The 26,373-nt window shown below is 72.2% G+C and carries 32 protein-coding genes, 1 tRNA gene and 1 pseudogene; 25 read left to right on the top strand and 9 right to left on the bottom strand.

The genetic code is table 11. From position 1 onward, the window contains the following. Window positions 1-606: 606 nt before the first annotated feature. From ABGA99_RS31020 to ABGA99_RS30920, 21 genes and pseudogenes are all read left to right on the top strand, one after another. Complete coding sequence (locus tag ABGA99_RS31020) at window positions 607-786, top strand: hypothetical protein (RefSeq protein ID WP_347583924.1); 180 nt, start codon at window positions 607-609, stop codon at window positions 784-786. Window positions 787-986: 200 nt separating this feature from the next. Beyond that, window positions 987-1,253, top strand: a complete 267-nt coding sequence (locus tag ABGA99_RS31015) for a DUF6284 family protein (RefSeq protein WP_347583923.1) — start codon at window positions 987-989, stop codon at window positions 1,251-1,253. Then, window positions 1,250-1,561: a hypothetical protein gene (locus ABGA99_RS31010; protein ID WP_347583922.1), complete on the top strand. Its 312-nt coding sequence runs from the start codon at window positions 1,250-1,252 to the stop codon at window positions 1,559-1,561. The genes ABGA99_RS31015 and ABGA99_RS31010 overlap by 4 nt, the downstream gene beginning before the upstream one ends. Beyond that, on the top strand, window positions 1,558-2,004 hold the full coding sequence (locus ABGA99_RS31005) for a Pycsar system effector family protein (protein WP_347583921.1): 447 nt from the start codon (window positions 1,558-1,560) through the stop codon (window positions 2,002-2,004). Before ABGA99_RS31010 ends, ABGA99_RS31005 begins: the two co-directional genes overlap by 4 nt. Beyond that, a complete protein-coding gene (locus ABGA99_RS31000; RefSeq protein ID WP_347583920.1) occupies window positions 2,001-2,978 on the top strand; it encodes a DUF2637 domain-containing protein in 978 nt (325 codons plus the stop codon). Before ABGA99_RS31005 ends, ABGA99_RS31000 begins: the two co-directional genes overlap by 4 nt. Next, a pseudogene (locus tag ABGA99_RS30995) lies at window positions 2,975-3,430 on the top strand (DNA cytosine methyltransferase); the annotation flags it as partial. The gene ABGA99_RS31000 and the pseudogene ABGA99_RS30995, both read left to right, overlap by 4 nt. Window positions 3,431-3,473: 43 nt before the next feature. Then, complete coding sequence (locus ABGA99_RS30990) at window positions 3,474-3,875, top strand: hypothetical protein (RefSeq protein WP_347583957.1); 402 nt, start codon at window positions 3,474-3,476, stop codon at window positions 3,873-3,875. Window positions 3,876-3,898: 23 nt separating this feature from the next. Continuing rightward, entirely contained in the window at window positions 3,899-4,066 is a 168-nt protein-coding gene (locus ABGA99_RS30985) for a hypothetical protein (protein ID WP_347583963.1), read from the top strand. Next, entirely contained in the window at window positions 4,063-4,398 is a 336-nt protein-coding gene (locus tag ABGA99_RS30980; protein ID WP_347583919.1) for a hypothetical protein, read from the top strand. The genes ABGA99_RS30985 and ABGA99_RS30980 overlap by 4 nt, the downstream gene beginning before the upstream one ends. A gap of 79 nt (window positions 4,399-4,477) precedes the next feature. Next, window positions 4,478-6,703, top strand: coding sequence for a cell division protein FtsK (locus ABGA99_RS30975; protein WP_347583918.1), 2,226 nt, complete (start codon window positions 4,478-4,480; stop codon window positions 6,701-6,703). 141 nt (window positions 6,704-6,844) lie between these two features. Next, window positions 6,845-7,114 (top strand): hypothetical protein, encoded by a 270-nt coding sequence (locus ABGA99_RS30970; RefSeq protein WP_347583917.1) that lies wholly within the window; start codon window positions 6,845-6,847, stop codon window positions 7,112-7,114. Beyond that, window positions 7,111-7,305, top strand: a complete 195-nt coding sequence (locus ABGA99_RS30965; protein WP_347583916.1) for a hypothetical protein — start codon at window positions 7,111-7,113, stop codon at window positions 7,303-7,305. Before ABGA99_RS30970 ends, ABGA99_RS30965 begins: the two co-directional genes overlap by 4 nt. A gap of 14 nt (window positions 7,306-7,319) precedes the next feature. Next, window positions 7,320-7,808: a hypothetical protein gene (locus tag ABGA99_RS30960; protein WP_347583915.1), complete on the top strand. Its 489-nt coding sequence runs from the start codon at window positions 7,320-7,322 to the stop codon at window positions 7,806-7,808. Window positions 7,809-7,825: 17 nt separating this feature from the next. Then, entirely contained in the window at window positions 7,826-7,963 is a 138-nt protein-coding gene (locus ABGA99_RS30955; protein ID WP_347583914.1) for a hypothetical protein, read from the top strand. Window positions 7,964-7,975: 12 nt separating this feature from the next. Continuing rightward, complete coding sequence (locus tag ABGA99_RS30950; RefSeq protein WP_347583913.1) at window positions 7,976-8,311, top strand: DUF4326 domain-containing protein; 336 nt, start codon at window positions 7,976-7,978, stop codon at window positions 8,309-8,311. Then, the gene (locus ABGA99_RS30945; RefSeq protein ID WP_347583912.1) at window positions 8,295-8,615 is read left to right on the top strand and encodes a hypothetical protein; all 321 of its coding nucleotides are present in this window, start codon (window positions 8,295-8,297) and stop codon (window positions 8,613-8,615) included. The genes ABGA99_RS30950 and ABGA99_RS30945 overlap by 17 nt, the downstream gene beginning before the upstream one ends. A 19-nt stretch (window positions 8,616-8,634) precedes the next feature. Continuing rightward, complete coding sequence (locus ABGA99_RS30940; protein WP_347583911.1) at window positions 8,635-9,060, top strand: NUDIX hydrolase; 426 nt, start codon at window positions 8,635-8,637, stop codon at window positions 9,058-9,060. An 88-nt stretch (window positions 9,061-9,148) separates the two neighbouring features. Beyond that, complete coding sequence (locus tag ABGA99_RS30935) at window positions 9,149-10,006, top strand: bifunctional DNA primase/polymerase (protein WP_347583910.1); 858 nt, start codon at window positions 9,149-9,151, stop codon at window positions 10,004-10,006. Between the two features lie 2 nt (window positions 10,007-10,008). Then, entirely contained in the window at window positions 10,009-11,484 is a 1,476-nt protein-coding gene (locus tag ABGA99_RS30930) for an ATP-binding protein (protein ID WP_347583956.1), read from the top strand. Window positions 11,485-11,919: 435 nt separating this feature from the next. Beyond that, window positions 11,920-12,114 (top strand): helix-turn-helix domain-containing protein, encoded by a 195-nt coding sequence (locus ABGA99_RS30925; RefSeq protein WP_347583909.1) that lies wholly within the window; start codon window positions 11,920-11,922, stop codon window positions 12,112-12,114. 66 nt (window positions 12,115-12,180) lie between these two features. Continuing rightward, window positions 12,181-13,566, top strand: coding sequence for a tyrosine-type recombinase/integrase (locus ABGA99_RS30920; protein ID WP_347583908.1), 1,386 nt, complete (start codon window positions 12,181-12,183; stop codon window positions 13,564-13,566). 42 nt (window positions 13,567-13,608) lie between these two features. Here ABGA99_RS30920 and ABGA99_RS30915 read toward each other — a convergent pair. Next, a tRNA-Thr gene (locus tag ABGA99_RS30915) sits at window positions 13,609-13,682 on the bottom strand. 177 nt (window positions 13,683-13,859) lie between these two features. Here ABGA99_RS30915 and ugpC point away from each other — a divergent pair. The 3 genes from ugpC to ABGA99_RS30900 all read left to right on the top strand — a co-directional run bounded on the left by ugpC (window position 13,860) and on the right by ABGA99_RS30900 (window position 16,499). After that, window positions 13,860-14,996 carry a sn-glycerol-3-phosphate ABC transporter ATP-binding protein UgpC gene (gene ugpC, locus ABGA99_RS30910; protein ID WP_347575190.1) on the top strand — a complete coding sequence of 379 codons (1,137 nt, stop codon included), beginning with the start codon at window positions 13,860-13,862 and terminating at the stop codon, window positions 14,994-14,996. A 293-nt stretch (window positions 14,997-15,289) separates the two neighbouring features. After that, a complete protein-coding gene (locus ABGA99_RS30905; protein ID WP_347575191.1) occupies window positions 15,290-15,703 on the top strand; it encodes a hypothetical protein in 414 nt (137 codons plus the stop codon). 76 nt (window positions 15,704-15,779) lie between these two features. Next, window positions 15,780-16,499, top strand: a complete 720-nt coding sequence (locus ABGA99_RS30900) for a nucleotidyltransferase family protein (protein ID WP_347575192.1) — start codon at window positions 15,780-15,782, stop codon at window positions 16,497-16,499. 150 nt (window positions 16,500-16,649) lie between these two features. Here ABGA99_RS30900 and ABGA99_RS30895 read toward each other — a convergent pair whose 3' ends face one another. The 7 genes from ABGA99_RS30895 to ABGA99_RS30865 form a co-directional block, all read right to left on the bottom strand. Then, window positions 16,650-18,347 (bottom strand): DoxX family membrane protein, encoded by a 1,698-nt coding sequence (locus ABGA99_RS30895; protein ID WP_347583955.1) that lies wholly within the window; start codon window positions 18,345-18,347, stop codon window positions 16,650-16,652. A 198-nt stretch (window positions 18,348-18,545) separates the two neighbouring features. Next, window positions 18,546-19,502, bottom strand: coding sequence for a 23S rRNA (guanosine(2251)-2'-O)-methyltransferase RlmB (rlmB, locus tag ABGA99_RS30890; RefSeq protein WP_347575193.1), 957 nt, complete (start codon window positions 19,500-19,502; stop codon window positions 18,546-18,548). Window positions 19,503-19,606: 104 nt separating this feature from the next. After that, a complete protein-coding gene (cysS, locus tag ABGA99_RS30885; protein ID WP_347575194.1) occupies window positions 19,607-21,007 on the bottom strand; it encodes a cysteine--tRNA ligase in 1,401 nt (466 codons plus the stop codon). Between the two features lie 225 nt (window positions 21,008-21,232). Then, window positions 21,233-21,646 (bottom strand): PPOX class F420-dependent oxidoreductase, encoded by a 414-nt coding sequence (locus ABGA99_RS30880; RefSeq protein WP_347575195.1) that lies wholly within the window; start codon window positions 21,644-21,646, stop codon window positions 21,233-21,235. Window positions 21,647-21,743: 97 nt separating this feature from the next. Beyond that, window positions 21,744-22,298: a 2-C-methyl-D-erythritol 2,4-cyclodiphosphate synthase gene (gene ispF, locus ABGA99_RS30875; RefSeq protein ID WP_347583907.1), complete on the bottom strand. Its 555-nt coding sequence runs from the start codon at window positions 22,296-22,298 to the stop codon at window positions 21,744-21,746. Further along, window positions 22,288-23,097 carry a 2-C-methyl-D-erythritol 4-phosphate cytidylyltransferase gene (gene ispD / locus ABGA99_RS30870; protein WP_347583906.1) on the bottom strand — a complete coding sequence of 270 codons (810 nt, stop codon included), beginning with the start codon at window positions 23,095-23,097 and terminating at the stop codon, window positions 22,288-22,290. Before ispD ends, ispF begins: the two co-directional genes overlap by 11 nt. Before the next feature lie 589 nt (window positions 23,098-23,686). Beyond that, complete coding sequence (locus tag ABGA99_RS30865) at window positions 23,687-24,169, bottom strand: CarD family transcriptional regulator (protein ID WP_018836077.1); 483 nt, start codon at window positions 24,167-24,169, stop codon at window positions 23,687-23,689. A gap of 558 nt (window positions 24,170-24,727) precedes the next feature. On the opposite strand from ABGA99_RS30865, the gene ABGA99_RS30860 reads away from it, so the two are divergent. After that, window positions 24,728-25,477, top strand: a complete 750-nt coding sequence (locus tag ABGA99_RS30860; protein ID WP_347575197.1) for a hypothetical protein — start codon at window positions 24,728-24,730, stop codon at window positions 25,475-25,477. A 127-nt stretch (window positions 25,478-25,604) separates the two neighbouring features. On the opposite strand, the gene ABGA99_RS30855 is transcribed toward ABGA99_RS30860, so the two are convergent. After that, entirely contained in the window at window positions 25,605-26,285 is a 681-nt protein-coding gene (locus ABGA99_RS30855) for a response regulator transcription factor (RefSeq protein WP_047016404.1), read from the bottom strand. Window positions 26,286-26,373: the final 88 nt, after the last annotated feature.

Here is a 26,373-nt window from a genome sequence, read left to right as displayed (position 1 = left end):
GAGAGAAGCGCAGGTTCCTTCTCAACTGAACAGATGCACCCGGAGCCATGACGCGCTGGCGCCTCCGAGCAAGAGATCTGCGGAGGGGCGTCGTACAGGTGGCGTCCTCTGGTCACCCGGGATCAGGCAACAGCGACAAGCCGTAGGCCCTGCCTGTGCGACTCGTACGCGCCTCTTCCGCGGAGACGAGACATGCCGCCCCTCACGGGGCGAACACGTGATCCACGCGCACAGGTGAGACAAGGGCAAAGATCGCGGGCCCCGTCAGCCCCTCTCGAAAAGACGGACCGCGTGACCGATGGTCACGCCCACTGCGACCTCGCCGCGACGGACCGGGCTCCGGTCCGTCGCGGCCGGCTGCCTCTCCCGCCCGTACCCCGGCCCGCAGATGCGGCGGGGGGACGGTCGGGGGCGCGGGGAGTCGGAAGGTCCGGCACCAACGTGCACGGCCCCGGGTGGCACCCCGAGGCCGTGCGGCAGGCACCTTGCCTAGGAGGCACCTGTGGTCACGAGTCTGACAGAAGCGGAGCGCGAAGAGCTTTCGCGGCAGGTCAAGGACGCGAACAAGCGGTCCGAGGATGACGTACGTGCGCGGGGTCGCGGCTGATGGCGGGCTCCGGATACACCCCTGACCCGGCGGCAGAGCACTCGCAGCAGTACGGCGAGTCCGTAAGCGCGTGGATCGCCAGCGCGGACCCGCCCATGGCGGGCAGCGAACTCGCCTGGGCGCAGGAGCAGGCGCGCACCGCCCAGACGGACGCTGCACACCTGACCGACCAGTCCTAACTCCGGGCCCGGCACCCGCCGGCCCGGTTGCTCGACAGCCCCGGCATCCACGCCGTGAGGGTGCGGGATCGAATCCCGCTCGGGGCGCTTCACCCGCACGGCGTTGCCGCGCGGGTTCACCCACAACGGCGCGCACCCCCGGAGGGGCTACTCCGGGGGTGCTGTTCGGGCCGTTCCTACTGCTAGGGAGAACACGACCCATGAACAGTATTGCCGCACCTGAAGTCGCCGACTCCGACGACACGTCCGGCCGTGAGCCGACCGCGGCGGAGCTGGCCGCGATCGAAGCCGAGATGCCCGTCATCCACGCCGAAGTCGCGTTCCTGGACGCGCTGATCACCACCTTGGACCGGGTGCCGGGCGAGCTGGACACCCGGCGTCTGCGCCGGGCCCGCCGCCGGGTCCTGGCCGCTCGCCGCAAGCTGGCCAACGGCTGCACCACCGGCATGACGGGAGGTGCGGCATGAGCGACGTTTCCCGTTGTCCGGCCGCTCACCCCGACGACCCCACCCCGTGCGAGGGGCCGGCCGTCGCGACCGTCCTCGACGTGCACAACACGGGCGCGGACGGCTGCGAGCACCACGCCGCCCGGCTGCTGGCCTCCCTTCAGGACGGCAGGGTCTACACCCTGCCCGACGCCCCGGCCGGTGCCGCCCTGCGGGTGTCCACGGCCGCGGACGCCATCCCCCCGTTCGTCTGGAACGAGGGCGCCCCGCGGACGCAGCCGAACCAGCGCAGCCACGCCGAGAACCGCCGCAGGGAGTGGACGGCATGAGTACCCGCGAGTCGAGCCTTGCCGCCGCTCATGCGGAGGTGAAGGCGGAGATTGCCCGTATCGACACCAAGGCCAGCCTGTTACTGGCGCTCATCGCCGCCGTCTTCGCGGGGGCCTGGACGGTCGGCAGCAGCGCGCCGCTGACCGTACCGGCCGGCGTGCTGGGCGGTACGGGTGTCGGGCTGCTGGTGGTCGCTGTCGCGCTGCTGCTGCGGGCGGTACGGCCGAACACGCGCGGCGGGCACGGCTTCCCGCTGTGGGCGACCCTCACCCCCGACGAGATCCGCACCCTGCTGCCCGACGACCAGGCCGCGGACATCGCGAACCTGTCCCGCATCGCGCTGGTCAAGTTCAAAGCGGTCGGCCGCGCCGTCGACCTCATCCGCACCGCCGGGGCGTTCTTCTTCGCCGCTGCGCTGCTCACGCTGGGAGGTGCCGCATGAGCATCACCATGACCCCCGAGGAACGGCGTGTGCCGCCGCTCACGCGCCCGGAGACGGGTCTTGCCGGTGTCGCCGCGTTGGCAGCGGCCGGTGTCGGCGTGCTGGGTCTGGCGTCCTCGTTCGAGGCGGTGTCGGCCGCCGCTGAGCGGTGGGGCTTCGGCACGCCGTGGATGCTGCCGGTCGGTATCGACATCGCGATCCCGGTGTTCACCGTCGCCAACCTGCTGCTGATCCGGATGGATATGGCGTTGGCGTGGGTGCGGTTCGTGCCCTGGATCCTCACCCTGATCACCTGTTGGCTCAACGTCGCCGCCGGACACACCCTGTCCGCCCGGCTGGCGCACGGCACGATGCCGCTGCTGTGGGTGGTCTTCTCCGAGATCGGCGCCCACATCTACGCCGTACGCATCGGCGCGGTCACCGGCCGGCGCATGGAGAAGGTGCGGTTCTCGCGGTGGCTGCTGGCGCCGCGCTCCACGTTCGGGCTGTGGCGCCGGATGACGCTGTGGGAGATCACCTCTTACAGCGAGGCCCTGGCACGGGAGAAGAAGCGCCAGCTTGCCCGTGCCGCGCTGCGCGAGCAGCACGGCCGCTGCTGGCGGTTCAAGGCCCCGCGGCGTGAGCGGGTCCTGCTGCGCATGGGCGACCTCGCCCCCGCCGCCGACCCGGCCCCGCCCGCGCCGCCGCTCGCCGAGGACACCAAGCCGCCCGCGGGGGACGGTCGGTCGAAGCCGCGCCCGGCGCGCCGCAAGGGGGCCGCAGGCAAGGCTGCGAGCAAGCCGCCGCGCAGCTTCGAGGAGCTGCTGACCGCTGCCCGTGAGGCGACCGCGGGGTGGGCGGTGGCGGAGCTGACGGCCGACCGTATCCGCACGGCGGTGGGCTGCTCGCAGGCCAACGCCCGCAAGCTGCGCGACACCCTCAAGGGCGAACGCGGCGGGGAGCCGCCGCTGCACGCCCTCGGTGATGCGGCATGAGTGCCGTCCGGGGTGCGTTACAAGCGCCGCGGATCGGGTCGCTGTGCTCCGGTTACCGGGGCCTGGACATGGCCGTTGAGGCGGTGTTCGGCGGGAGTACGGCGTGGGTGTCGGACATCGATCCGGGCGCCTGCCGGCTCCTGGCCCACCGCTGGCCGCAGGTGCCCAACCTCGGCGACCTGACCGGCGTCGACTGGACCGCGGTGGAGCCGGTGGACATCGTCTGCGGCGGTTACCCCTGCCAGCCTTTCAGCACCGCCGGACGGCGGCTTGGAGTTGCCGATGAGCGCCACATCTGGCCCGACATTGCCCGTGCCCTTGGGGTTCTACGACCCCGCATCGCGGTCTTTGAGAACGTCGCGAACCACCTTCGACTCGGGTTCGACACCGTCCTGTCCGACCTTGCCGCGCTCGGGTTCGATGCGGAGTGGTGCACTGTACGCGCGGACCAGGTGGGCGCTGCTCACCGCCGTGAGCGGCTGTTCATCCTCGCCGTTGCTCAAGACCCCGACCGCGCAACTGGCCATCAACGGGGGCAGCCAGCACCCGGACAAGCGCAAGGCGGGCGGGCACGGCCCGACCCTGGCCGACGAGGTCGAGCACCTGCTCCCGACGCCGCTGGCGAACATGAACGGCCCGTCCCGCCGGGAGATCGAAGCGGGCAACCCACACAACCGGCTGGAAACAGCGGTCCAACTGCTGCCGACACCGAAGGCGACGGACGCCAAAGCCGCCCGGACCTCGGCCCGGTCGAAGGAGACCTACGGGGCGGGACCGACGCTGACGGACGCGGTGGCCCCGCGCCCGGGTGGGGAGTCTTCGCGCCGGCGGTCCGCCGGTGGGAGACGGTCCTCGGCCGGTCCGCCCCCTGGGCAGTTGACGATCTGGGACGGCTGAACCCGGTCTTCGTGGAGTGGCTGATGGGCCTGCCCGCCGGGCACGTCACCGACATTCCCGGCCTGTCCCGCACCGCACAGCTCAAGATCCTGGGCAACGGCGTCATCACCCAGCAAGCGACCCCCGCCCTGCGCGCCCTGGCCGCATCCGCCGGGCTCGTCGAGGCGGCCGGCGGGGAGGCGGCGGCATGAGTGCTCCGATCGTCGCCGCCGAGCTGTTCCGTGCCGTCATCGGCGCGGTCGGCGGGCGATGTGAGTGCGAGGGGGAGTGCGGTCAGCCGCACACCAAGGGCGACGGCCGCTGTGTGCGTGAGCACGACCGGCACGCCAGCAAGCACACGGGTCCGGTGCGGCTGATGGCCGCGCCCGCCGACCCGCTCACCCCGCCGCACCTCGCCGCCGGCCTGCCGACGGGCGAGCTGCGGGCGTGGTGCCCGCTGTGCTTCGACGGCGCCCGCCGGGCGGCCGACCGGGCGCGGAAGTCGGCACCCGACCCGGACCAGAACTGCCTGTTCGAAATCTAGCCGCGGGACCCGGCCGACTCCCCGACCAAAGCGAGCGGCCGGGACCCGCCTTCCCTCCTGATCCGGAAGGACACTGCCAGTGAAGCACCCCGACGACGACCACGAACTCTTCAACCGACTCGAAGCAGAGATGGCGGCCGACTCCGGGGGCGAGGTAGTCGACCTCGACAAGGCCCGTTCCGCCCGCGACCGGTCGGCCGACTCGCCTACCCGACTCGCCCCGGCCGGGTCGGCCGACTCCGACCCGACCCGGTCGGGTGACGAGTCGGCCGACCCGACCGCCCGCCCGTACGTGGATATGCCGACCCCGAAGTCGGCCGGGCCCGGCTACCTCGGTCGTCTCCTGGGCGCCAAGCGGCGGGCGGTCGTTCCGCCGTGGCTGAAGTCCAAGGAGGAGCTGAAGACCGCCGCGTCCTGGGTGGCCCGGCACTACGCGCACGCCGCCGGCTACCACGCGCTGCGCTCCCCGGTCTACGCCGCCCGACTCGCGTTGCAGGCGCCGACCGGCACCGCCCGGTTCGTCGGCGGCACGCTGCGGTGGATGGCCGACCGTGAAGGGGAGCCGGTCCGACTCGCCGCCGTGCACGCCGAGGACGCCGACCGCTATCTCAAGCTGTCCCGGCAGCGCGACGGGCGCGTGCGACTGCGCACCCTCGTCGCGGTGCTGGCCGCGTTCGTCGGGTTGGGGTCCGCGCTGGCCATCTACGTGCTCGCCCCCGGCTGGTTGCAGGCCGTGTCGGTGGGCGCGGTGACACTGGCCCTCGGCACGGCCGGCCGCAAGGCCGACGACCCCGTCATCCACCGCGCCGTCGAACTGCCCAAGGCGACCAAGCTCACCTCGGACATCGTGCTGCGCGCGCTGGGATCGCTCGGGATCTCCCCGATCAACCAGGCGCAGGCCAAGGGCCGGGACGGATTCGAGTTCAGCGCCCCGATCACCCGCGACGGTCCCGGCTGGCGCGCTGAGGGGGACCTGCCGCACGGCGTGACGGTCACCGACATCATCGAACGTCGCGAGCGCCTGGCGTCCGGGCTGCGCCGCCCGCTGGGCTGCGTCTGGCCCGAAGCTGTGCCGGATGAGCACACGGGGCGCCTGGTGCTGTGGGTCGGGGATCAGGACATGTCCCGCGCCAAGCAGCCCAAGTGGCCGCTGCGCAAGTCGGGTTCGGTGGACCTGTTCAAGCCGGTCGCCTACGGCACTGACCAGCGCGGACGCTGGGTCGAAGCGACGCTGATGTACATCGCGGGCGTCATCGGCGCCATCCCCCGGATGGGCAAGACGTTCCTGCTCCGCCTCCTGCTACTCATCGCGGCACTGGACCCGCGAGCTGAGCTGCACACCTACGACATGAAGGGCACCGGCGACCTTGACCCGGTCGGCGACGCCGTCAGCCACCGCCACGCCGCGGGCGATGACGACCAGTCCATCGCGTACTGCCTGAACGACTTCCGGGCGCTGCGCGAGGAACTGCGGCGCCGTACCAAGGTGATCCGCTCTCTGCCGCGGGACATCTGCCCGGAGTCGAAGGTGACCAGCGAACTCGCCTCGAAGCGCTCCCTGGGCCTGCACCCCATCGTGATCGGGGTGGATGAGTGTCAAGTCCTCTTCGAGCACCCCGAGCACGCCAAGGAGTTCGAGGAGATCGCAACCGACCTGGTCAAGCGCGGTCCGGCCACCGGCATCGTGCTGCTGCTCGCCACGCAGCGACCGGACGCCAAGGCACTGCCCACCGGCATCTCGGCCAACGCGAGCGCACGGTGGTGCCTGAAGGTCATGGGTCAGTTGGAGAACGACATGGTCCTGGGCACGTCCGCGTACAAGCGCGGCGTGCGGGCGACCATGTTCAACTGGAAAGACAAGGGCATCCACTACTTCGTGGGCGAAGGCTCTGACGCCCGCATCGTGCGCTGCATCTACGTCGACGGCCGCGACGCCGATGACATCGCCAGTCGGGCCCGCGCCGCCCGCGAGCGGGCCGGCACCCTGTCCGGGCATGCGCTCGGGGAGGCCCCGGAGCCTGCCGCGCCCGCGTACGACCTGCTCGCCGACATCCTCGCCGTTGTTCCCGCCGGTGAGGCCAAGGTGTGGTCCGAGACCGTCGTGACCCGGCTGGCAGAGCTGCGGCCGGACGTGTACGACGGTTGGGAGCCTGACGCACTCGCCGCCGCGCTCAAGCCGCACGGGATCACCACGGTTCAGGTGGGCCGGCGCCAGGGCGGCAAGGTCGTCAACCGGCGCGGTATCGACCGCTCCCACATCACCACCGCGATTGCGGAGCGTGACGGAAACCGGGACGCGAGCTGATCCCGCGGAGCCGCTAACGCTAGCAGCACATCCCGCTAACGTTAGCGGCTCCGCTAGCACCCCAAACCGCACCTGATCAGGCCGCTAGCGGATAGCGGCCCACCTGCGACAACCCCACGAAACCGCCTGGGAGGGCCCTTCATGACGCCTGCCCTGCTCGCTATCACCTGCCTACTCGCCGTCACTCTCGGTTACAGCGGCTTGTGTGCCGTCTCGCCGTTCGGAGCCTGCCGCAAGTGCCGCGGATTCGGCTACGCGACGCGCACCAACCGCCGCGGACAGCTCAAGCGCGGCCGAAGCTGCGGCCGCTGCCGCGCCACCGGCCGCCGCATACGCGCCGGCCGCTGGCTCTACAACCGCTGGGCCCGCATCCACCGCGCCGGCACCACCCGCACGGAGGTCACGCGATGAGCTTCACCGTCTCCGCCGTACTGCTCTTCGGCGTCGCGTCGTTCTTCGCCGTCCGCACCAAGGCCGCCGGCGCCGGTGCCGCGCTGCTGGTGTTCCTCTTCGGGTTCTTCACCGCCGGCACCGGCGCGTACGAGCCCATCCGCGACCTAGTCCAGGCCACCGCCGAAGCGGCCAGCGCCCTGGGCAACTGACAGGAGGCCGCGCCATGTCCGCTCCGCCGTTCGAGCCGCGTCCCAAACAGGGGCAGCGGCGGCCCGACGCCGATGAGCTGGTCGCCGCCGTCGAGGAGGCGATGGCCACCCGGCCGACTGCCTACCGCGACGACAGCCCCCTGCCCGCTGTCGGCTCGACGCCGCCGGTCGCGCAGCCCGGCCGGCCGCCGATGTCCCAGGCCGCCACCGACGCGAGCGGGCTCATGCTCGCCGCCGGTGTCGGCTCCCTCGGAGTCGGCGGCGCCGTGTCCCTCGTGCTGGTCGCGTCCGGATACGCCGACCCGCTGGTCGTCGGCCTCCTCTGCGCCACCCCGCCCGTCGCGCTGCTGTCCCTGAAAGGGCTGGTGAAGGCGCTCGGGAAGGCCGCGCAGGACACGGCCCCGCAGGAGCACCACCACCACTACGCGGGGCCCGTCGTGCAACACCACCGCGAAGTCACCAACCACAACCGGTGGTGGGGACGCTCCACCACCGGCAACTGACACCAGGAAGGCACCCCATGTACGACATGTACGCCGACGAGTTCCCCGACTGCCCCACCTGCGAGTTCGAGTACGACAGCGGCGAGGCGTACCCGCACTGCTGCGGGTGCGGCGCAGACGGCAGCAGCGAACTCCCCGACTGCACCTGTGACTAGGAAGACACCCCCGTGACTCGACTGCGCATCCAGTCCACCACCGGCCCGCGCCGCATCCAGCGCCGCCGGACGGCCGGTTGGAAGGCACCGCACGGCGCCGTCTACGTCGGCCGCCCCTCCCGCTGGGGAAACCCCTACTCCGTGGCCGACTACGGCCGGCAGGAGGCCGTGCGCCTCTTCCGCGCCCACACCGAAGCGTCCCCGGCGCTGCGCGCAGCCATCCGCGCCCACCTGGCCGGACGCGACCTCATGTGCTGGTGTGCGCCCGCCTCCCCGTGCCACGCCGATGTGCTGCTGGCCATCGCCAACGACCGAGAGGAGAACAACACCCATGCGACTGCGTATTGAGCGGACCGGTTGCCCGCACCACGCGCTCGTGCTCACCGACACGCCACGGCCCGACTGCACCACCTGCGACGGCTACGGCGAGATCGAGCACCCCTACGGCGACGAGACCGGCGAGTACGCCGGAAGCGACTTCGAGTTCTGCGGCTGCTGGAACGCCGGGCGCCGCTTCACGCTGCTGCCCCTGCCGCGCTGGACCGCGCTGCCGCCGCGCCTGTGGCCCGTGATCCGCCACTTCCGGCGTCACCGTGACCGTCACCGCGACCCGTGGGCCACCAACGGCTCAGGCGACGCAGCCCCGTTCTAGACACCCGGAGGACTCAACCATGAGCGAAACCCACGAAACGATCCGCTACACCGCCGACGTGGTGTGCATCCGAAGCGGCTCCGTCCTGCTGATCGAACGGGGCGGACCGCCCCACAAGGGACAGCTCGCCCTGCCGGGCGGGCACGTCGACCCCGGCGAGACCTCCCGCGCCGCCGCCGCGCGCGAGCTGGGGGAAGAGACCGGCGTCCACGTCGACGCGGACGACCTCGACCTGATCGGCATCTACGACGCCCCCGACCGCGACCCGCGCGGCCGATACGTCACGGCCGCCTACCTGGTGGTGGTCCCCGACGACACCACCGCGCACGCCGCCGACGACGCCGCCGCCGTCCGCTGGACGCCGCTCGACAACACCGGCTCGCTCGCGTTCGACCACGGCAAGATCGTGGCCGCCGCACGCTGCCGGTACAACGCCCCCTTCTAGGCACGCCCGGGGCGACCGCCTCTCTCGCCAAAGACACGCGGTCGCCCCGGCCAACCAGCCCCTATCGGACCTGTTGGAGGACTCCAGCATGACCCAACCCGACGCCAACCCGCGAGTGCATCTGGAAACCGCCGTCCGGCTCGCCGCCGGCGGCCTGCCCGTGCTCCCGCTGCGGGCCGGGAAGGTCCCGTTCGGGAACTGCCGCGCCTGCGCCGGCAACGCCTGCGGCGGCCGGCCGAACATGAAGACGCCCGGCGCGTGCGCGTGCCCGGCGGTGTGCCACGGCTGGGCCGCCGCCACCACCGACCCGCACGTCATCACCTCACCCGCGTGGGCGCGGACCTGGCGCGCCGCGGCGGCGGTGGCCTACCACCCCGGCGGCGCCGGCCTGACCGTCGTGGACCTCGACACCCCCACCGCCGTCACGTGGGCGACCCGGACCCTGCCGGGCACCCGGACCGTGGCCAGCACCCGCGGGGAGCACTGGATCTACCAGGGCACCATGCGATCGGTAAACGCCGTCCGCGAGGGTATCGACATCAAGTCCGCGATGTCGTACGCGCGGTGGCTCGGCACCGGCACCGGCACCATGGCGGCGCTGCCGGATGCCGTGCGTGAGCTGGCCGCCAAGGAGCGGCCCCCGGCCCGCCCGGCGGCGGTCGCCACCGCGGCGGCGCCGGGCGGGCAGGGTCCGTGTCGGCACCGCACGCCCGCGTTCCTTGAGCGCGGTATCGCGATGGCCGTGCAGCGCATCGCCGACGCATCCAACGGCATCCACGCGACCGTGTACAGCACGTTCCTGGCTGTGCTGTCCGTGCACGGCCGGTGCGGCTGCCTCACCGACGCGCACGTCGCGCGGCTGTTCACCGCCGCGCAGGCCAAGGGCGAGTCACCCCGGCACTGCACCGACGCATGGACCAACGCCCGCACCAAGTTGGGACTGTGACCATGTCCGACGACGACAAGACACCGGCACGCGAGATCATCGCCGAGTACGCGAAAGAGCATTTCCGGTACTTCCGCACCGCGGACGGCACCGTGTTCGCGCAGCGCAACGGCCACCCCGTGGCCCGTCCGATCCGCTCTCAGGGCACGTCGGGCAGCCACCGGCAGGAACTCATGGTCGGCCTGTTCCACGACGGATACGGCGTGTTCAACGGGACCGCGCTCAAAGAGGCGTTGGACCTGATCGAAGCACTCGCGATGAGCCAGGAAGTCCAGCAAGTCCACATCCGCGTCGCCCCGGGATTCGACGGCGCGACGTGGCTGGACCTGGGCCGCAACGACGGCATGTCAGTACGCATCCACCCCACAGGGTGGGACATCGTCACCCCCGACCCGGCAGAGGTGTGCTGGCGCCGAACGCAGCTCACCGGGGAGCTGCCGCTGCCGGCGAAGGACACCGACGGCAAGGGCATCGACCTCTTGCTGAGGTTGTGCAACTTCGCCACCGCCGAGACCGAGTGCCTGGCCGTGGCCTGGCTCATCGGCTGTCTCGGGCCGTCCGTGCCCGTGCCTGCGCCGTTCCTGACGGGCCCGCAGGGTGCGGGGAAGTCGACCGGCGGGCGGATGCTCGTGCGGATCATCGAGGGCATGAGCGCTGATCTCCGGCGCGCCCCGAAGGATGAAGAGAACCTGATCGCGGCCGTGGCCGCCGGATGGGTCACCGCGCTGGACAACCTCTCCCATGTGGCTCCGGACTTGTCCGACCTGATGTGCTGCATCGTCACCGGAGCCGAGACCATCAAGCGGGCCCTGTACACCGATGGCGATGTCGTACGCGCCCGCTACCGCCGGCCGCTGCTGCTGACGGGCATCGACGTGGGCGTCATCCGACCCGACCTCGCCGAACGGCTGCTCCCGCTGCGCCTCGAACGACCTCGCACCCGGCGGACGGAAGCGGAGCTGTGGGCCGAGTTCGGCGAAGTTCTGCCGGTCGTCCTCGGCTCGCTCCTGGATCTCACCGTTCAGGTCCGCGCCGCCGAAGCCGAGATCCCGACGGACCTGCGGATGGCCGATTTCGCACACCTGTGCGCGCAACTCGACGCCGCGACCGGCCTGGGAGCCCTCAGCGCCTACCGGGCCAGCCTGGACGACCTCAACGACGACGTCATCGAGGGCGACCTCCTGGCGCAGACCGTGTTGCAGCACGCCGCCAGCCTCGCCCTGGGAGCTGAGGAGCGGATGACCTCTGCCGAGTGGCTGCACTGCCTCACGCGCCTGTACACGGGCGAGGAGCTGCGTCCCCTGCCCAAGGGGTGGCCGACCACAGGCAAGGTCCTCTCAGACCGCCTCAAGCGCCTTCAGCCCACCCTCGCCGCCCGCGGCGTACTCATCGACTGGGGACGCATCAACAAGGCCCGCTACATCGAGATGACCAGCCGCGGCGCGCCGCCGCCCCACCAGCAGGAGCAGATGCACTGACCTGCCGCGCGGCGCGGCGCACAAGCAAGAAGAGCACCACGTGGCGGGTGCTCTTCTTGTTGTTCGGCGGCTTGCCGCCGCCCGATGGTCGCGCCGCGAAGCGGCTCCTTCTTCACGCTCTGACGCGAGCGCACCCCGTACAGAGATCTCCCTCTCTTGTCCGAAGAGAAGAACGCTGCGTCACCTGCGTCACACGCGGCCCGGAAACGGCCGGTGACCTGCCGCAACGGCGGTGACGCAGGACGGCGAATCCTGCGTCACCCCGCGTCACCTGCGTCACCGATGACGCGGCGCCTGCGTCACCGGTGACGCAGACACCCACCCCCTGCGTCACGCAAAACCGCAGACCAGGGGGCATGAGTGACGCGGATGACGCAGTGACGCAGAAATCCGCACCTCGGACAGGAGCGAGCCACGCCAAGGAGGCTGCACCGCATGAGCATGACTGCCCCTGCTGACCGGCTCCTCTACACCCCGAAGGAAGCCGCCGGCGTGCTCGCCATTGGCCGCTCCACCCTCTACGAGCTGATGGCGGCAGGCGCCGTGAAGTACATCAAGCTGGGCCGCTGCCGCCGCATCCGCCGCAGCGACCTGGAGAGCTACGTGGCGGGACTCTCCCCCGCCGCCTGAACCGCACCGAACACGAGGCGGCCCCCGGCTTCGGTCCGGGGCCGCCTCTCTGCATGGAGGAAGTGCATGAGCCCACGCAAGCCCAACATGGAGTCATCCGTCTATCTCGGCAGCGACGGATGGTGGCACGGTCGCGTCACCATGGGCGTCAAGGCTGACGGCAGCACCGACCGGCGGCATCGCCGCGCCCGCACCGAGACGGAGGTGCGCCGCAAGGTCCGGGCCCTGGAGAAGCTCCGGGACGACGGCCGGGCGCCCAAGGCGGGCCGGGTGCCCACCGTGGAGCAGTGGATGACGACCTACCTCACCACCATCGCGAGCCTGAAGCTCCGGCCCCGCTCCCTGGATGACTACTGGTCCAAGACCCGCAACGACATCGTTCCCGGCGTCGGCAAGCACCGGCTCGACAAGCTGGCACCGGAACACCTGGAGACCATGTACGCCGCGATGCTCGCCGACGGGCACGCCCCGTCCCACGTGCTCAAGGTGCACCGCATCCTGTCCCGAGCGCTGAAGATCGCCCACCGCCGCCGCATCATCGCCGAGAACGTCGCCACGCTCGTTGATCCGCCCACCCAGGAGGAAACCGAGGCGAACCCATTCACCCAGGAAGAGGCCAAGGCGTTCCTCGAAGCTGCGGCGAAGCGGCCCACGTTCATGCGGTGGGTCGTCGGGGTCGGGATGGGCTTCCGGCAGGGCGAGACGCTTGGGCTCCGCTGGCCGTACGTCGACCTCGATAACGAGCTGATCCACCCGCAGTGGCAGCTACAGCGGCTGAACTGGCGACACGGCTGCAAGGACCCGCACGCCTGCGGCGCCCGGCTCCACCGCTTCGAGCCGTGCGCAGAGGACTGCACCCGGCATAAGTCGTACACGCGTGGCTGTCCTAAGCCGTGCCCGAAGCTCTGCACCCGGCACGCCAGCACGTGCCCCGAGCGCAAGGGCGGCGGACTCGCCTTCACCCGGCCCAAGACGAAGAAGAGCACGAACCCCGTGCCCATCCCGCCGCCGTTCATCCCGCACCTGCACGAGCACAAGGCGCAGCAGGAGGCGGCGCGGGCCGCCGCGGGCGAGCTGTGGCAGGAGCACAGGGCGGTGTTTACACGGCCGGACGGGCGCCCGCTGGACCCGCGGGCCGACTGGGAAGAGTTCAAGGAGCTGCTCGCCGAAGCGGGCATCGATGACCGGCGCCTATACGACGGCAGCCGCCACACCGCCGGCACGATCCTGAACGAGCTGGGGGTGGACATGCCCACCATCATGGAGATCCTTCGACACACCCAGATCAGCCAGACGCGGCGGTACGTCAAGGGCCGATCCCACCTCTCGAAGGACGCCATGCGCCGCATGGGCAACACCTTCATGCCCCGCCCCGGAGTCACGTCTGAGACCAGGACTGAGACCAAGGACACCCGGGCCGCCCGCGCACGGCGCCGACGACGCATCCGATAGCGGAAAACCCCAGCTCAGAGCGCTTCTGAGCTGGGGTGTCTGAGCCCCCTGTCGGATTCGAACCGACGACCTACGCTTTACAAGAGCGTTGCTCTGACCAGCTGAGCTAAGGAGGCGCGCCCGTCAGTGTAACCGGGGCGCCGGGCGGGGCGGTGATGCGTTTTCGGGACCTTCGAGGTGGTGACAAGGGGCCTGACCGGCAGGTACGGTCGGCGCCAGGGTTCACTCAGTGGACTACACCACATCCTTTACTCGGATCGTCCGGCACGTTCCTGCCGGTGAAGGGAAACACCATGGCAACGGTTTCGTTCGACAAGGCCACCCGGATCTACCCGGGCTCCGAGAAGCCCGCGGTCAGCGAGCTGGAGATCTCCATCGAGGACGGCGAGTTCCTCGTCCTCGTCGGCCCGTCCGGCTGCGGCAAGTCCACCTCCCTGCGCATGCTCGCGGGTCTGGAGGACGTGAACGCCGGCACCATCCACATCGGGGACCGCGACGTCACGCACCTGCCGCCGAAGGACCGGGACATCGCCATGGTGTTCCAGAACTACGCGCTGTACCCGCACATGACCGTCGCCGACAACATGGGCTTCGCGCTCAAGATCGCCGGCGTGCCGAAGACCGAGATCCGGCAGAAGGTCGAGGACGCGGCGAAGATCCTCGACCTCACCGAGTACCTCGGCCGCAAGCCGAAGGCCCTCTCCGGCGGTCAGCGGCAGCGTGTCGCGATGGGCCGCGCGATCGTCCGGGAGCCGCAGGTGTTCCTCATGGACGAGCCGCTGTCGAACCTCGACGCCAAGCTCCGCGTCCAGACCCGTACGCAGATCGCCGGCCTGCAGCGCCGCCTCGGCGTCACCACCGTGTACGTCACCCACGACCAGGTCGAGGCCATGACCATGGGCGACCGGGTCGCGGTGCTCAAGGACGGCCTGCTCCAGCAGGTCGCCACGCCGCGCGAGATGTACGACAAGCCGGAGAACCTGTTCGTCGCGGGCTTCATCGGCTCCCCGGCGATGAACCTCGTCGAGGTCCCGATCACCGACGGCGGCGTCAAGTTCGGCAACAGCGTCGTGCCCGTCAGCCGCGAGGCCCTGGCCGCCGCCGCCGACAAGGGCGACCGCACCGTCACCGTCGGCGTCCGCCCCGAGCACTTCGACCTGGCCAACGGCGACACGCCCGCGGACAAGACCCTGTCCAAGGAGAAGGACGGCGCCCCGGCCGGTCTGCCGGTCACCGTCAACGTCGTCGAGGAGCTGGGCGCCGACGCCTACGTCTACGGCTCCGCGAACGTCGGCGGCGAGGACAAGGACCTGGTCGTCCGCGTCTCCGGCCGCGCCGTGCCGGACAAGGGCGCCACGCTGCACATCATCCCGCGCTCCGGCGAGACGCACGTGTTCTCCACCTCCACCGGCGCGCGGCTGAGCGACTGAGCGACTGAGCGACCGAGCCGGGCAGTTCCTGCGGAACGGCGCCGCAGCCCCGACGGGGCTGCGGCGCCGTTCCCGCGTTTCCGGCCCGTACGGAATCCGCGGGGAATCCGTGCGCGCATGCGCGGCATAACGGCAAGTACGCCGCGCATGCGCGGCATAACGGCAAGTACGTCGGAAAGTCCGCCACTTCGTTCGACGTCCACGTCAACACGGAATTCGAATGTCCCGCCCAACCGCGCTCATTGGAGTGACCCGCTGCCACCGCATCACTACCGATCGCTACGATCGCCCTCGTGAAACAGGCAGCCCGCCGTATCGGCAGAACCATCGCATTCGTCCTCCCCGTCGTACTCGTTCTGTCGGGTACGCTCGCGGTCGCCACCGTCCCCTGGGCGTCACCCTCGACCGACGCCCGGATGCTCAGCGCCTCCGCGGAGAGCGCCGCGGCCAAGTCCGGCGCCCGCGCCCCGCAGGAGGTGCTACGGGACCGGCTGATCGCCGAGTTGCAGGAGAAGGACCCGGGCGCCGTGCTCACGCAGTTGCAGCGCGAGGTGCACGCCCGGCCGTCGCTCGCGCGGCACTGCGCCGGCATCGCCCGCGCACTGGGCGAGGCGGCGGTCGCCAAGTACGGCGTCGCCCGCGCGCAGTCGTTCTCGCGCCCGGTGTGCGACACCGCGTTCGCGTCCGGGGTCGTCGCGGCCCAGTAAGGACGTTCCGCACCGGCCGGGAGCAGAGGACCCCGCACCTGCGGCCTTTTGCTACCGGCCGGTTAGGGTGCGGGGTATGACCGCAGCCGCAGCACTACCCACTCAAGCCGTGGTCCTTGCCGGGGGGCAGGGGTCACGGCTTCGTCCGTACACCGACGACCGCCCCAAGCCGATGGTCGAGATCCCCGGCACCGGCGTGCCCATCATCGGGCACCAACTGGCGTGGCTGGCGGCCGAGGGCGTCACCGACGCGGTGGTGTCCTGCGGGCATCTCGCCGAGGTGCTGATGGACTGGCTGGACGCCACGGAGCTGCCGCTGAAGGTGAGTTGCGTGGTCGAGAAGGAGCCGCTGGGGCGCGGCGGCGGGCTGAAGTTCGCGGCGGCGTCGCTGCCGCGGCCCGACGAGCCGTGGTACGCGACGAACGGCGACATCTGGACCCGGTTCTCGCTGCCCGCGATGGCCGCGTTCCACCAGGAGCGGGGCGCGGACGCCACGCTGGCGCTGGCCCGGCCGCACATGCCGTGGGGCGCGGTGGAGACGGACCAGTTCGGGCACGTCATCGACTTCATCGAGGCGCCGCCGTCGCCGTATCTCATCAACGCGGGTGTCTACGTCTTCTCCGCCGCCTTCCGCGACCTGCTGCCGGAGCGCGGCGACCACGAGCGCGCGACGTTCCCGCGGCTGGCGCGGCAGCGCCGCCTGGCGGGCTTCCCGCTGCCGCAGGGGGCCTACTGGCGGGCCATCGACACGGCGAAGGACCTGACGGAGGCGGCGAAGGAACTGCGCCGGGGATAGGGCCCGGCAACGGTACGGGCCAGGGCTCCGGCGCCCCGTACGGCACGGCCCTGCCGCCCCGTACGGCACCACCCCGCCGTGCCCCCGCGCACCCGGGCCGGGGCCCCTCCCCGCAGCCACGGAGTAGGGCCCCGGCCCGCAGCCCTGCGGCTAACCCAGCAACCCGCCGACCAGACCCCGCGGCTTCTCCTCCCCGCCGCCGCCCGTCGACCCGCCGTCCGGCGAGCCGCCGCCCCCCGTGCTCCCCGCACCGTCTCCACCCGACTCCGGCGCACCCCCGCCCGGCGCCGGGTCCGCGCCCGGCCCCGCGTCGGAGGGCGGCGGCGCCGGATTCTCGGCGGACGGGGGCGGCGCCTGCTGCGACGCCGGGGGCGCCGCCGGCTGCCGCTCCGGGGGGACGCTGCCCGGCTCCGTCGCCGGACCGGCCTCCTCCGTACCCCGTTCGCCCTCCGCGCCGGGGGTGGACGCCTCGCCGCCCGGCTCCGCGGAGCCGTCCCGCGACGGGGTCGCCGAGCCCGCGTCACCGCCCCGGCCCTTGCCGCCGGGCGTCTCGGGCAGCGGGGTGCCCGGCAGGTGGTTGACGGGCGGCTCGTCGGGGCCCGGTACCCGTACCGTGCTCGACGACCGCACCGCCGCCCCCAGCATCGACCCGACCAGCAGCGCGAGCCCCACGATCACCGTGGCCAGCACCGTCCCGCGGCGCAGCACCCGGCGGCGCAGCTCCCACAGTTCCGAACGCGGCCCCAGCGTCCGCCACGCCTCGCCGGCGAGCCGGGCGTCGAGGGAGTAGACGGGGGCGCCGGCGATCACGAGCGGGGACCAGGCGGCGAGGAACAGGGCGTCCGCCGCGTCGTACGCGGAGGAAGTCTGCCACGCCACCGTCACCAGCAGCCCGAGCGCGAGCAGCCCGCCGATGGCCGCCGCGAGCCGCTGCCACAGCCCGCAGATCGTCAGCACGCCCACGATGATCTGCAGGAAGGCCACCGTCAGCCCGGTGCCGACGGGGTGGGCGAGCCCGAAGTCGTACAGCGGCCGGGCGACGAACCACGGGTCCATCCGCTCCAGCCAGCTCCGCATCGAGCCGCGCTCGCCGCCGTCGAAGAACAGCGGGTCGCTGAGCTTGCCCATGCCGGCGTAGAGGGAGACGAGGCCGAGGACGATGCGCAGGGGCAGCAGGACGACGCCGAGGTTCATCCGGCGCCCGGGGTAGTAGGCGTGCCGTACGGGGTCGGCGCCGTGGCGCTGGGTGCGGCGGCCGTCGTCGGGGGCGGCTTCGCCCGGCTCGGCGTACGGGTCGTACGGCGCGTCGTAACCGCCCTGCCCGCCGTCGTACGGACCCTCCCCCGGTCCGTACGTCCGGGGTCCGCCCGGCTCGTACGGACCGGCGGGCCCCGGGATGCGCGGGATCACCTGCGTCGCGTCGGCGGTGGCCCCCGGCGGCGGGCCGGAGCCGTCGATGCGGGGCAGCCGGTGGGTGGCGTCGTCGAGGGTGGGGAGCACCTGCGTGGCGCCGTCGTAGCGGGGCAGGAGCTGCGTCGCCGTCGCGTCGGCGCCGCCCGCGGGGTGCCGTCCCGCGGCGCCCCGGGGGATGGCCTGCAACAGCCGTCCCGCGGCGGTGTCGTCGACGCGCCCGGTCCACACCACGGGCGCCCGCCGCCGCCCCGCCCCGGCGGCGCCAACGGCCCCGGCGCCCACTCCCGCGCCGACGAGGGCGGGTGCGAACCCGCCGCCCCCGTACAGCGGCGCGCCCGCCGCGGCGAGCGTGCGGTGGGACGAGGGCCCGAGCTGCACCCGGAAACTGGGGTTGTCGACGTTGATCCGGGTGGGCTCGCTCGGCACCCGCACCATCGTCAGCCGGCCGGTGTCCTCGGGTTCCTGCGCGCTACCACCCGTGGGGGTGGGCGGAGTTCTGGTGTCCACGCTCCACTAACCGAGTGACACGCCGCGAAGACACTGCCTGACACCACCCTTTTGTGTCGGAGGCCGGTCAAACACACCCTTCGCCGGGGCTCGTTCCGATGCGCAGCACGCCGTCCCGTACGGCCGTCACGCCCTCCGGCGCGCCGCCTCGTACAGCACCACACCGGCCGCGACGCCCGCGTTCAGCGACTCCGCACCGCCGGGCATCGGGATCCGTACCCGCACGTCGCACGTCTCCCCCACCAGCCGCGACAGGCCCTTGCCCTCGCTGCCGACCACGACGCAGACCGGGCCGTCCAGCAGGTCGAGGTCCGGCAGCTCGACGTCGCCGTCGGCCGCGAGCCCGACGACCATCACGCCGGCCTTCTGGTACGCCTCCAGCGCGCGCGTCAGGTTCGTCGCCCGCGCCACCGGGGTGCGCGCCGCGGTGCCCGCGGAGGACTTCCACGCCCCCGCCGTCATGCCCGCCGCCCGGCGCTCCGGGATGACGACGCCGTGGCCGCCGAAGGCGGAGACGGAGCGGACCACGGCGCCGAGGTTGCGCGGGTCGGTGACCCCGTCGAGGGCGACGGCCAGCAGGTCCTCGGCGTCCTCGGCGGCGGCGTCGAGCAGGTCCTCGGGGTGGGCGTACTCGTAGGGCGGGACCTGGAGCACCAGGCCCTGGTGGTTCAGGCCGTCCGTCATCCGGTCCAGCTCGGGGCGCGGCGCCTCCATCAGGTGGACGTCGCCGCGGTCGCCGGCGAGCTGGAGGGCGGCGCGCACGCGGTCGTCGCTGTCGACGTACTGCTGGACGTAGAGCGTCGTGGCGGGCACGCCGTCGCGCAGCGCCTCGTACACCGAGTTGCGCCCGACGACCAGCTCGCTGCTGCCCTTCCCGCCCCGGCGCCCGGCGGCCGGGCGGGCGGTGGCGGCCTTCCTCGACCGCGCCTTGGCGGCACGCTGCTTGGCGTGCCCGGGGCGCTGGTCGGCGGGCGGCGTGGGGCCCTTGCCCTGGAGGGAGCGGCGGCCCTTGCCGCCGCTGCCCTTGGTCGCGCCCTTCTTGCTCGCCGTTCTCCGGCCTCGGCGCTGACTGTTCCCGGCCATGGGGCTTCCACCTGCTTCTGCGATCGTCGTTCTCTACGTCATGAGTGTGCCGCCCGGTCCGCCGGGCGGCACAACGGGGGCCCGGCGGGCCCGGTCGGGGGCGGTCAGCAGAGCGTCCAGCGCGGCCCGTCCGGGGTGTCCTCGATGGTGAGGCCCGACTGCTGGAGCTGGTCGCGGATGGCGTCCGCCGCCGCGTAGTCCTTGCGCGCCCGCGCCGCCTCGCGCTGTTCCAGCACCAGCCGGACGAGCGTGTCGACGGCCCCGTGCAGATCCGCGCCGCGGTCGGCGCCGTCCGCGCCCGTCCAGTGCGGGTCGAGCGGGTCGAGGCCGAGCACGCCCAGCATGGCGCGTACCTCGGCGAGGCGGGCGACGGCGGCTTCCTTGTCGTCGGCGGACAGGGCGGCGTTGCCCTGCCGGACGGTGGTGTGCACGACCGCGAGCGCCTGCGGCACCCCGAGATCGTCGTCCATCGCCTCGGCGAACGCGGGCGGCACGTCCGCGGCCGGGGCGACGGGCCCGCCGGCCTTCTCGGCCACACGCTGGACGAAGCCCTCGATGCGCGAGAACGCGGACTCGGCCTCGCGCAGGGCCTCCTTGCTGAACTCGATGGTGGAGCGGTAGTGCGGGGTGCCCAGGTAGTAGCGCAGGACGATGGGGCGCCAGCGCTTGACCATCTCGGAGATGAGCACCGAGTTGCCGAGCGACTTGCTCATCTTCTCGCCGCTCATGGTCACCCAGGCGTTGTGCATCCAGTAGTCCGCGAAGTCGTCGCCGAACGTCTTGGACTGCGCGATCTCGTTCTCGTGGTGCGGGAAGACGAGGTCGATGCCGCCGCCGTGGATGTCGAAGCGGGAGCCCAGGTACTTGTGGGCCATCGCGGAGCACTCCAGGTGCCAGCCGGGTCGGCCGCGGCCCCATGGCGTCTCCCAGGACGGCTCGCCGGGCTTGGCGGCCTTCCACATGGCGAAGTCCCGCGGGTCGCGCTTGCCGGTCTCGCCCTCGCCCTCGGGCTGGCGGAGGTTGTCCAGCTCCTGGTTGGACAGGGCCAGGTAGCCGGGGTACGAGCGCACGTCGAAGTAGACGTTGCCGTCGGCGGCGTAGGCGTGCCCGGACTCGATGAGCGCGCGCATCATCTCGATCATCTCGGGGACGTGCCCGGTGGCGCGCGGCTCGTACGTGGGCGGGAGGCAGCCGAGCGCCGCGTAGCCGTCGTTGAAGGCCCGCTCGTTCTCGTACCCGATGGCCCACCAGGGGCGGCCCTGGTCCGCGGACTTGGAGATGATCTTGTCGTCGATGTCGGTGACGTTGCGGATGAACGTCACGTCGTAGCCGCGGTGGAGCAGCCAGCGGCGCAGGATGTCGAAGTTGAGCCCCGACCGGATGTGCCCGATGTGGGGGGCTGCCTGCACGGTGGCGCCGCACAGGTAGATCGAGACGCAACCCGGGACGATCGGGGTGAAGTCACGGATCTGCCGGGTGCTGGTGTCGTACAGGCGAATGGTCACCCCTCAAGGGTAGTAGGACCCGGACCCCCCGAGGGCCGCAGCCCGCGTAGAGGCGCCCGGCAGCCCCGCCCGGGGAGCCTTCCCCGCGCAGCTCGCCCCGGACGTCCCCCGCCGGCCTCGCCCTCAGGGCTCCCGCAGACCTCCCCCGCGCACCCGCCCCAGGGTAGGCCGCCGCACTGACGACCGGGCGTGGGACGGCTGCCGTCCCACGCCCGGTTTCGTCGTTCAGTGCAGGTTGCCCTGGCCCGAGATCTTCTCCGGGGTGACGCGGACGACCACCCGCGTACCGTCCTCGGCGTGGCCGCCGCTGAAGGTGTCGTAGTCCTTGCCCGTGTACTTCACCGACAGCTCGTCGATCAGCTCCCGGCCGCCCTCGGTGGTGACGCTGGCGGTGCCGCGCACCTGGGCGTAGTTGTACGGGGCCGCCGGGTCGATCACGACGACGCTGATCCGCGGATCGTGGTTCAGGTTACGGGCCTTGACGCGCTCGGCGGTGGTGCAGAAGAGCAGGTCGTCGCCGTCTCGCTTCACCCAGACGGGCGACGCCTGCGGGGCGCCGTCGGGCTGCACGGTGGCGACGGTGACGAAGACCTGGCCGTCGAGTACCTGCTTGAGGTTGGCGGAGAGGGCGACAGACACGGTGAGTACTCCTCTGGGGTTCACGCTCGTGGGCACTACCTGCGTACCCAACAACCGGCCCGCCGCGGGCCTTCCGCGCGGCGGCGCGAAGTCCGCGTCACCCGGGCGGCGGCAGGAGGAGCGCGGTGGCGATCGCCGCCAGGCCCTCGCCGCGGCCGGTGAGCCCGAGACCGTCGGTCGTCGTGCCGGAGACCGACACCGGCGCACCGGCGGCGGCCGACAGCGCCTCCTGCGCCTCCGCCCGCCGCTTGCCGATCTTCGGCCGGACGCCGATCACCTGGATGGCGACGTTGCCGATGTGGAAGCCGGAGGCGCGCACGATACGGGCCGCCTCGCCCAGCAGCGCGACGCCCGCGGCGCCGGACCACTCGGGGCGGCCGGTGCCGAAGTGCGCGCCGAGGTCACCGAGGCCGGCGGCGGAGAAGAGCGCGTCGCACGCGGCGTGCGCGGCGACGTCGCCGTCGGAGTGGCCGTCGAGGCCGTGGCTCTCGCCCTCCCAGTGCAGGCCCGCGCACCACAGCTCGCGGCCCTCCGCGAAGGCGTGCACGTCGGTGCCGACGCCGACGCGCGGCAGCACGCCGTACGCACCGGGCGCACCGGCGGCCGGGGACTGCCCGGTGCCGCCGGACGGCGGGGTCGCGTCAGAAGGCATCCGTCGCCCTCCTGCGCGCCAGTACGGCCTCGGCCAGCACCATGTCCAGCGGCCGCGTCACCTTGAACGCCTCCTCGTGCCCGGGTACGAGCACGACCTCGACGCCCAGCCGCTCGACCATGCCGGCGTCGTCCGTGGCGCCCTCACCGGCGGCGGGCACCTTCTCGTGGGCCTCCGTGAGCACCCGGCGGTCGAAGCCCTGCGGCGTCTGCACGGCGCGCAGCGCGGCCCGCTCGGGGGTGGCGACGACCGGCTCGGGGCGGCCCGGCTCGCCGCCGGGCACGACCTGCTTGACGGTGTCGGTGACGGGCAGCGCCGGTACGACGGCGGGCGCCCCGGCCCGTACCGCGGCGGCGACGGCCTCCACGGTGTCCACCGGGACCAGCGGGCGGGCGGCGTCGTGCACGAGCACGACGTCGACGTCGTCGGGGAGCGCGGCCAGCCCGAGGCGTACGGAGTCCTGGCGGGTGTCACCGCCGGAGACGACGACGATCTCGGTCGAGTCGAGGTGCTCCAGGTGGTCGTCGAGCAGGGTGCGCACCTGCGCCGCCTCACCGGGCGGGCCGACGACGACCACGAGGGACACCGCGCGAGCGCGGGAGAGGGCGCGTACGGCGTGCACGAGCATCGGCGTGCCGCCGAGGGCGCGCAGGGCCTTGGGCGCGCCCGGGCCGAGCCGCACTCCGCGGCCGGCGGCGGGGATCACCGCGGCGCATCTGTACGGACCGGACGGGTCCGAGTGGCCGGGCCGGGTCCGTACGGACGCGGCGGGCGAGTCGGACGTGCCTGACGGAGACATTGCGGTGTTCAGGTTTGTGTCCTTGGACGACATGGGTATGGCCAAAAGCGTGCCGGGCACGTGCTTCGTGCCCCCACCGCGGAGCTCGCTGACGACCCCCTTCCGTGACGCACATGGTCGCAGTAGCTACCCGGGCCCGGCACGGTTGTCCACATGAAAGCGGGACAGCCGTCGGCCCGGCGCGCCGCACGCGAGCATACGCACGCGCGGCGCGGGAGCCTACGGCTGCCCCCGGAACCCGGCACGCTTTCAGGCCGTCGGACGGACGCGAAAGGACGAGCGGGGACAAACGGACGGACCACGAGGGACGTCACCGGGCAACGCCGCGACGCCGGCGTCGGGATGAGGACCGGGATCGACGGAGAGCGCGTGTCGTACGACACACGCGACCGTCGACGACCGGAGCCGGGCACCCGCCACCGAGCCGAGACGGCGACTCCGACGGTGCCGACGATGCCGGCGCCGAACAGAGCCGGAGCAACCTCACCGGGCAACCGCGACGGCACCCGGAAACCGGGCGTTGCCGCAGCCGTCACGGCACGGCGCCAAGGGCACCGCTGTCGTGACGTGAGGCGCGGTCAGGCACCGTTCAGGACGCCAGCACCTCGTCGAGCAGGGCTTCCGCCTTGTCCTCGTTCGTGCTCTCACACAGCGCCAGCTCGCTCACCAGGATCTGGCGGGCCTTGGCGAGCATCCGCTTCTCCCCGGCGGAGAGACCGCGCTCGCGCTCCCGGCGCCACAGATCCCGGACGACCTCCGCAACCTTGATCACGTCACCCGAAGCGAGCTTCTCCAGGTTCGCCTTGTATCGCCGGGACCAGTTGGTGGGCTCTTCCGCATACGGCGCGCGCAGCACCTCGAAGACCCGCTCCAACCCTTCCTGGCCAACCACATCGCGTACCCCGACGAACTCGGCATTGTCCGCCGGCACGCGCACCGTCAAGTCGCCCTGCGCGACTTTCAGCACCAAGTAGGTCTTGTCCACACCTTTGATCTGGCGAGTTTCGATGGCCTCGATCAGCGCGGCCCCGTGATGGGGATAGACCACGGTGTCGCCAACCTTGAACGTCATGTGACAGGTACCCCTTCCGTGGCTATCCAGGGTAACACGGCACAGGCCGCTTCTGAATGGCGTTTTCGCAGGTCAGGGCCCGTCTCGGGGCTTGACAATCGACCCTCGAACGTGCTTCGTCCGCCACCGGAATCATGGTTTCCGCAGGTGGGACGGCCCCTGCCGGAAACCCGAAACGCGAAGGTTACCCGCCGTCAGAAGGTTCGACAGGGCGGCGAACGTCCCGATTTGTCGGAGTCGGCCGGTGAAGTCGTGCTGCTCCGTTCGGCCGATCACGAACGAATCCGGCCGGATTCCCAGAATTGATCACGCGGGCTGTGATCGATATCCCCGTTCTCCCTCCGCCGGTGTTCCCTCGGTTCTTCCCACACCGCTTCCCGCGCGGATATTGCCGGGCATTAGCACGGCCGTACGCCGGACGTGAGCGAAGGCGCACGGGCAGGCGAGAGGGCGGGTCGGGTCCGTGCCCCCAGAAGGGGGTCGGTACTGTTCCCCCCAGCACCACCGTCACCGCACCCGAGCCGAACCGGCCCTCACGTCCAAGGAGATGCCGCCGCCGTGAGCAGCAGCAGCATTCGACGCGGCACGCTCGCCGCGACCGCCCTCGCTCTCTCGCTCGCCGCCCTCACCGCGTGCGGGGCGGGCAACAACGCCGAGACCCTGAAGATCAACCCCGACAACGCGCGGGTCACCGCAGGCCACATCAAGATCCAGAACGCGGTGGTCATCACGCCGGCGGACGAGGCCGGCGGTCCCGCCGCGGTCTCCGCGCGCATCTTCAACAACGGCGACCGGGACCAGACGCTGGAGCGGCTGACGCTCGCGGACGGCGGTCAGGAGCTGGAGCTGTCCGGCAAGAACGGCCGGGGCGGCGTGGTGGTGCCGGCGGGCGGCTCGGTGATGCTGGGCGGCGAGGGCCACGCCTCGGCGGTGCTGCCCGACGGGCACGACGCCGGGCACGGCGCGACGAAGAAGCTCGCCTTCGAGTTCAGCCAGGAGGGCGAGGTACGGCTCGCCGCGTTCATCGTCGCGGACGACGGCGAGTACGCGCCCTGGGCCGCGACGCAGTCGCCGACCCCGGTGGAGACCGGGACGTCCTCCCCGGACGCCGAGCCGGGCGAGGATGCGGGCACGGGCACGGACGCCACCGAAGGTACGGACGCCAACGAGGGCACGGACGGCACCGACGCCTCCACCTCGCCGGACGCCGACGCCGACGCCGACGCCGACGCCACGGAGAACGCCACCGAAGGCGCCGAAGGCACGGACGGCGCGACGTCCTCCGAGAGCCCGGTCACCGAGCAGTAGGCCGGACGTCCCGGGGGCGCGGCAGCGCTCGTACGCCCCGGGCGCCCCGGCGCTGCCGCGCGCCGGGGCCGGGTGCCCTCGCGTTCCGTACGGCGGACGCACACGCGCACCCGCCCCACCGGCCCGCCTACGGCTCGAACTTGTAGCCCAGGCCGCGGACCGTCACCAGATACCGCGGCGCGCCCGGGTCGGGTTCGATCTTCGCGCGCAGCCGCTTGACGTGGACGTCGAGGGTCTTGGTGTCGCCGACGTAGTCGGCGCCCCAGACCCGGTCGATGAGCTGCATCCGGGTCAGCACCCGGCCGGCGTTGCGCAGCAGCATCTCCAGCAGGTCGAACTCCTTCAGCGGCAGGTCGACCTTGTCGCCGGCGACCGTCACCACGTGCCGGTCGACGTCCATCCGGACCGGGCCGACCTCCAGGGCCGCCGGTTCCGCCTCCTCCGGTTCGCCGCGGCGGCGCAGGACCGCGCGGATCCGGGCGACCAGCTCCCGGGAGGAGAAGGGTTTCGTCACGTAGTCGTCGGCTCCTATTTCCAGCCCGACGACCTTGTCGATCTCGCTGTCCTTGGCGGTCACCATGATGACGGGGACGTTGGACCGGCCGCGCAACTGGCGGCACACCTCGGTGCCGGGCAGGCCCGGCAACATGAGGTCCAGCAGCACCAGGTCGGCGCCGTTGCGGTCGAAGTCGTCGAGCGCCTCGGGGCCCGTGGTGGCCACGGCCACCTCGAAGCCCTCCTTGCGGAGCATGTACGACAGTGCGTCGCTGAACGATTCTTCGTCCTCGACGACGAGAACCCGGGTCACGCTCTGACCTCCGAGGGGGACGGACAGCACGGGGTTGGGGGGACGGGGCGGCGGGGGGTGGGGCCGCGCCGGGGGGTGGGCCCGCGGG

Source organism: Streptomyces sp. B5E4, assembly GCF_039871555.1.
Taxonomy (GTDB): Bacteria; Actinomycetota; Actinomycetes; order Streptomycetales; family Streptomycetaceae; genus Streptomyces.
The sequence above is the reverse complement of the archived record's forward strand: the minus strand, read 5'-3'. Positions and strand labels throughout refer to the sequence as shown.

Excerpts from the sequence above, each read along its gene's own strand:
- ABGA99_RS31020 (WP_347583924.1), top strand. The coding sequence starts at position 607 with ATGGCGGGCTCCGGATACACCCCTGACCCGGCGGCAGAGCACTCGCAG.
- ABGA99_RS31015 (WP_347583923.1), top strand. The coding sequence starts at position 987 with ATGAACAGTATTGCCGCACCTGAAGTCGCCGACTCCGACGACACGTCC.
- ABGA99_RS31010 (WP_347583922.1), top strand. The coding sequence starts at position 1,250 with ATGAGCGACGTTTCCCGTTGTCCGGCCGCTCACCCCGACGACCCCACC.
- ABGA99_RS31005 (WP_347583921.1), top strand. The coding sequence starts at position 1,558 with ATGAGTACCCGCGAGTCGAGCCTTGCCGCCGCTCATGCGGAGGTGAAG.
- ABGA99_RS31000 (WP_347583920.1), top strand. The coding sequence starts at position 2,001 with ATGAGCATCACCATGACCCCCGAGGAACGGCGTGTGCCGCCGCTCACG.
- ABGA99_RS30985 (WP_347583963.1), top strand. The coding sequence starts at position 3,899 with ATGGGCCTGCCCGCCGGGCACGTCACCGACATTCCCGGCCTGTCCCGC.
- ABGA99_RS30980 (WP_347583919.1), top strand. The coding sequence starts at position 4,063 with ATGAGTGCTCCGATCGTCGCCGCCGAGCTGTTCCGTGCCGTCATCGGC.
- ABGA99_RS30970 (WP_347583917.1), top strand. The coding sequence starts at position 6,845 with ATGACGCCTGCCCTGCTCGCTATCACCTGCCTACTCGCCGTCACTCTC.
- ABGA99_RS30965 (WP_347583916.1), top strand. The coding sequence starts at position 7,111 with ATGAGCTTCACCGTCTCCGCCGTACTGCTCTTCGGCGTCGCGTCGTTC.
- ABGA99_RS30960 (WP_347583915.1), top strand. The coding sequence starts at position 7,320 with ATGTCCGCTCCGCCGTTCGAGCCGCGTCCCAAACAGGGGCAGCGGCGG.
- ABGA99_RS30955 (WP_347583914.1), top strand. The coding sequence starts at position 7,826 with ATGTACGACATGTACGCCGACGAGTTCCCCGACTGCCCCACCTGCGAG.
- ABGA99_RS30945 (WP_347583912.1), top strand. The coding sequence starts at position 8,295 with ATGCGACTGCGTATTGAGCGGACCGGTTGCCCGCACCACGCGCTCGTG.
- ABGA99_RS30940 (WP_347583911.1), top strand. The coding sequence starts at position 8,635 with ATGAGCGAAACCCACGAAACGATCCGCTACACCGCCGACGTGGTGTGC.
- ABGA99_RS30935 (WP_347583910.1), top strand. The coding sequence starts at position 9,149 with ATGACCCAACCCGACGCCAACCCGCGAGTGCATCTGGAAACCGCCGTC.
- ABGA99_RS30930 (WP_347583956.1), top strand. The coding sequence starts at position 10,009 with ATGTCCGACGACGACAAGACACCGGCACGCGAGATCATCGCCGAGTAC.
- ABGA99_RS30925 (WP_347583909.1), top strand. The coding sequence starts at position 11,920 with ATGAGCATGACTGCCCCTGCTGACCGGCTCCTCTACACCCCGAAGGAA.
- ABGA99_RS30920 (WP_347583908.1), top strand. The coding sequence starts at position 12,181 with ATGAGCCCACGCAAGCCCAACATGGAGTCATCCGTCTATCTCGGCAGC.
- ugpC (WP_347575190.1), top strand. The coding sequence starts at position 13,860 with ATGGCAACGGTTTCGTTCGACAAGGCCACCCGGATCTACCCGGGCTCC.
- ABGA99_RS30900 (WP_347575192.1), top strand. The coding sequence starts at position 15,780 with ATGACCGCAGCCGCAGCACTACCCACTCAAGCCGTGGTCCTTGCCGGG.
- ABGA99_RS30895 (WP_347583955.1), bottom strand. The coding sequence starts at position 18,347 with ATGGTGCGGGTGCCGAGCGAGCCCACCCGGATCAACGTCGACAACCCC.
- rlmB (WP_347575193.1), bottom strand. The coding sequence starts at position 19,502 with ATGGCCGGGAACAGTCAGCGCCGAGGCCGGAGAACGGCGAGCAAGAAG.
- ispF (WP_347583907.1), bottom strand. The coding sequence starts at position 22,298 with ATGCCTTCTGACGCGACCCCGCCGTCCGGCGGCACCGGGCAGTCCCCG.
- ispD (WP_347583906.1), bottom strand. The coding sequence starts at position 23,097 with ATGTCTCCGTCAGGCACGTCCGACTCGCCCGCCGCGTCCGTACGGACC.
- ABGA99_RS30865 (WP_018836077.1), bottom strand. The coding sequence starts at position 24,169 with ATGACGTTCAAGGTTGGCGACACCGTGGTCTATCCCCATCACGGGGCC.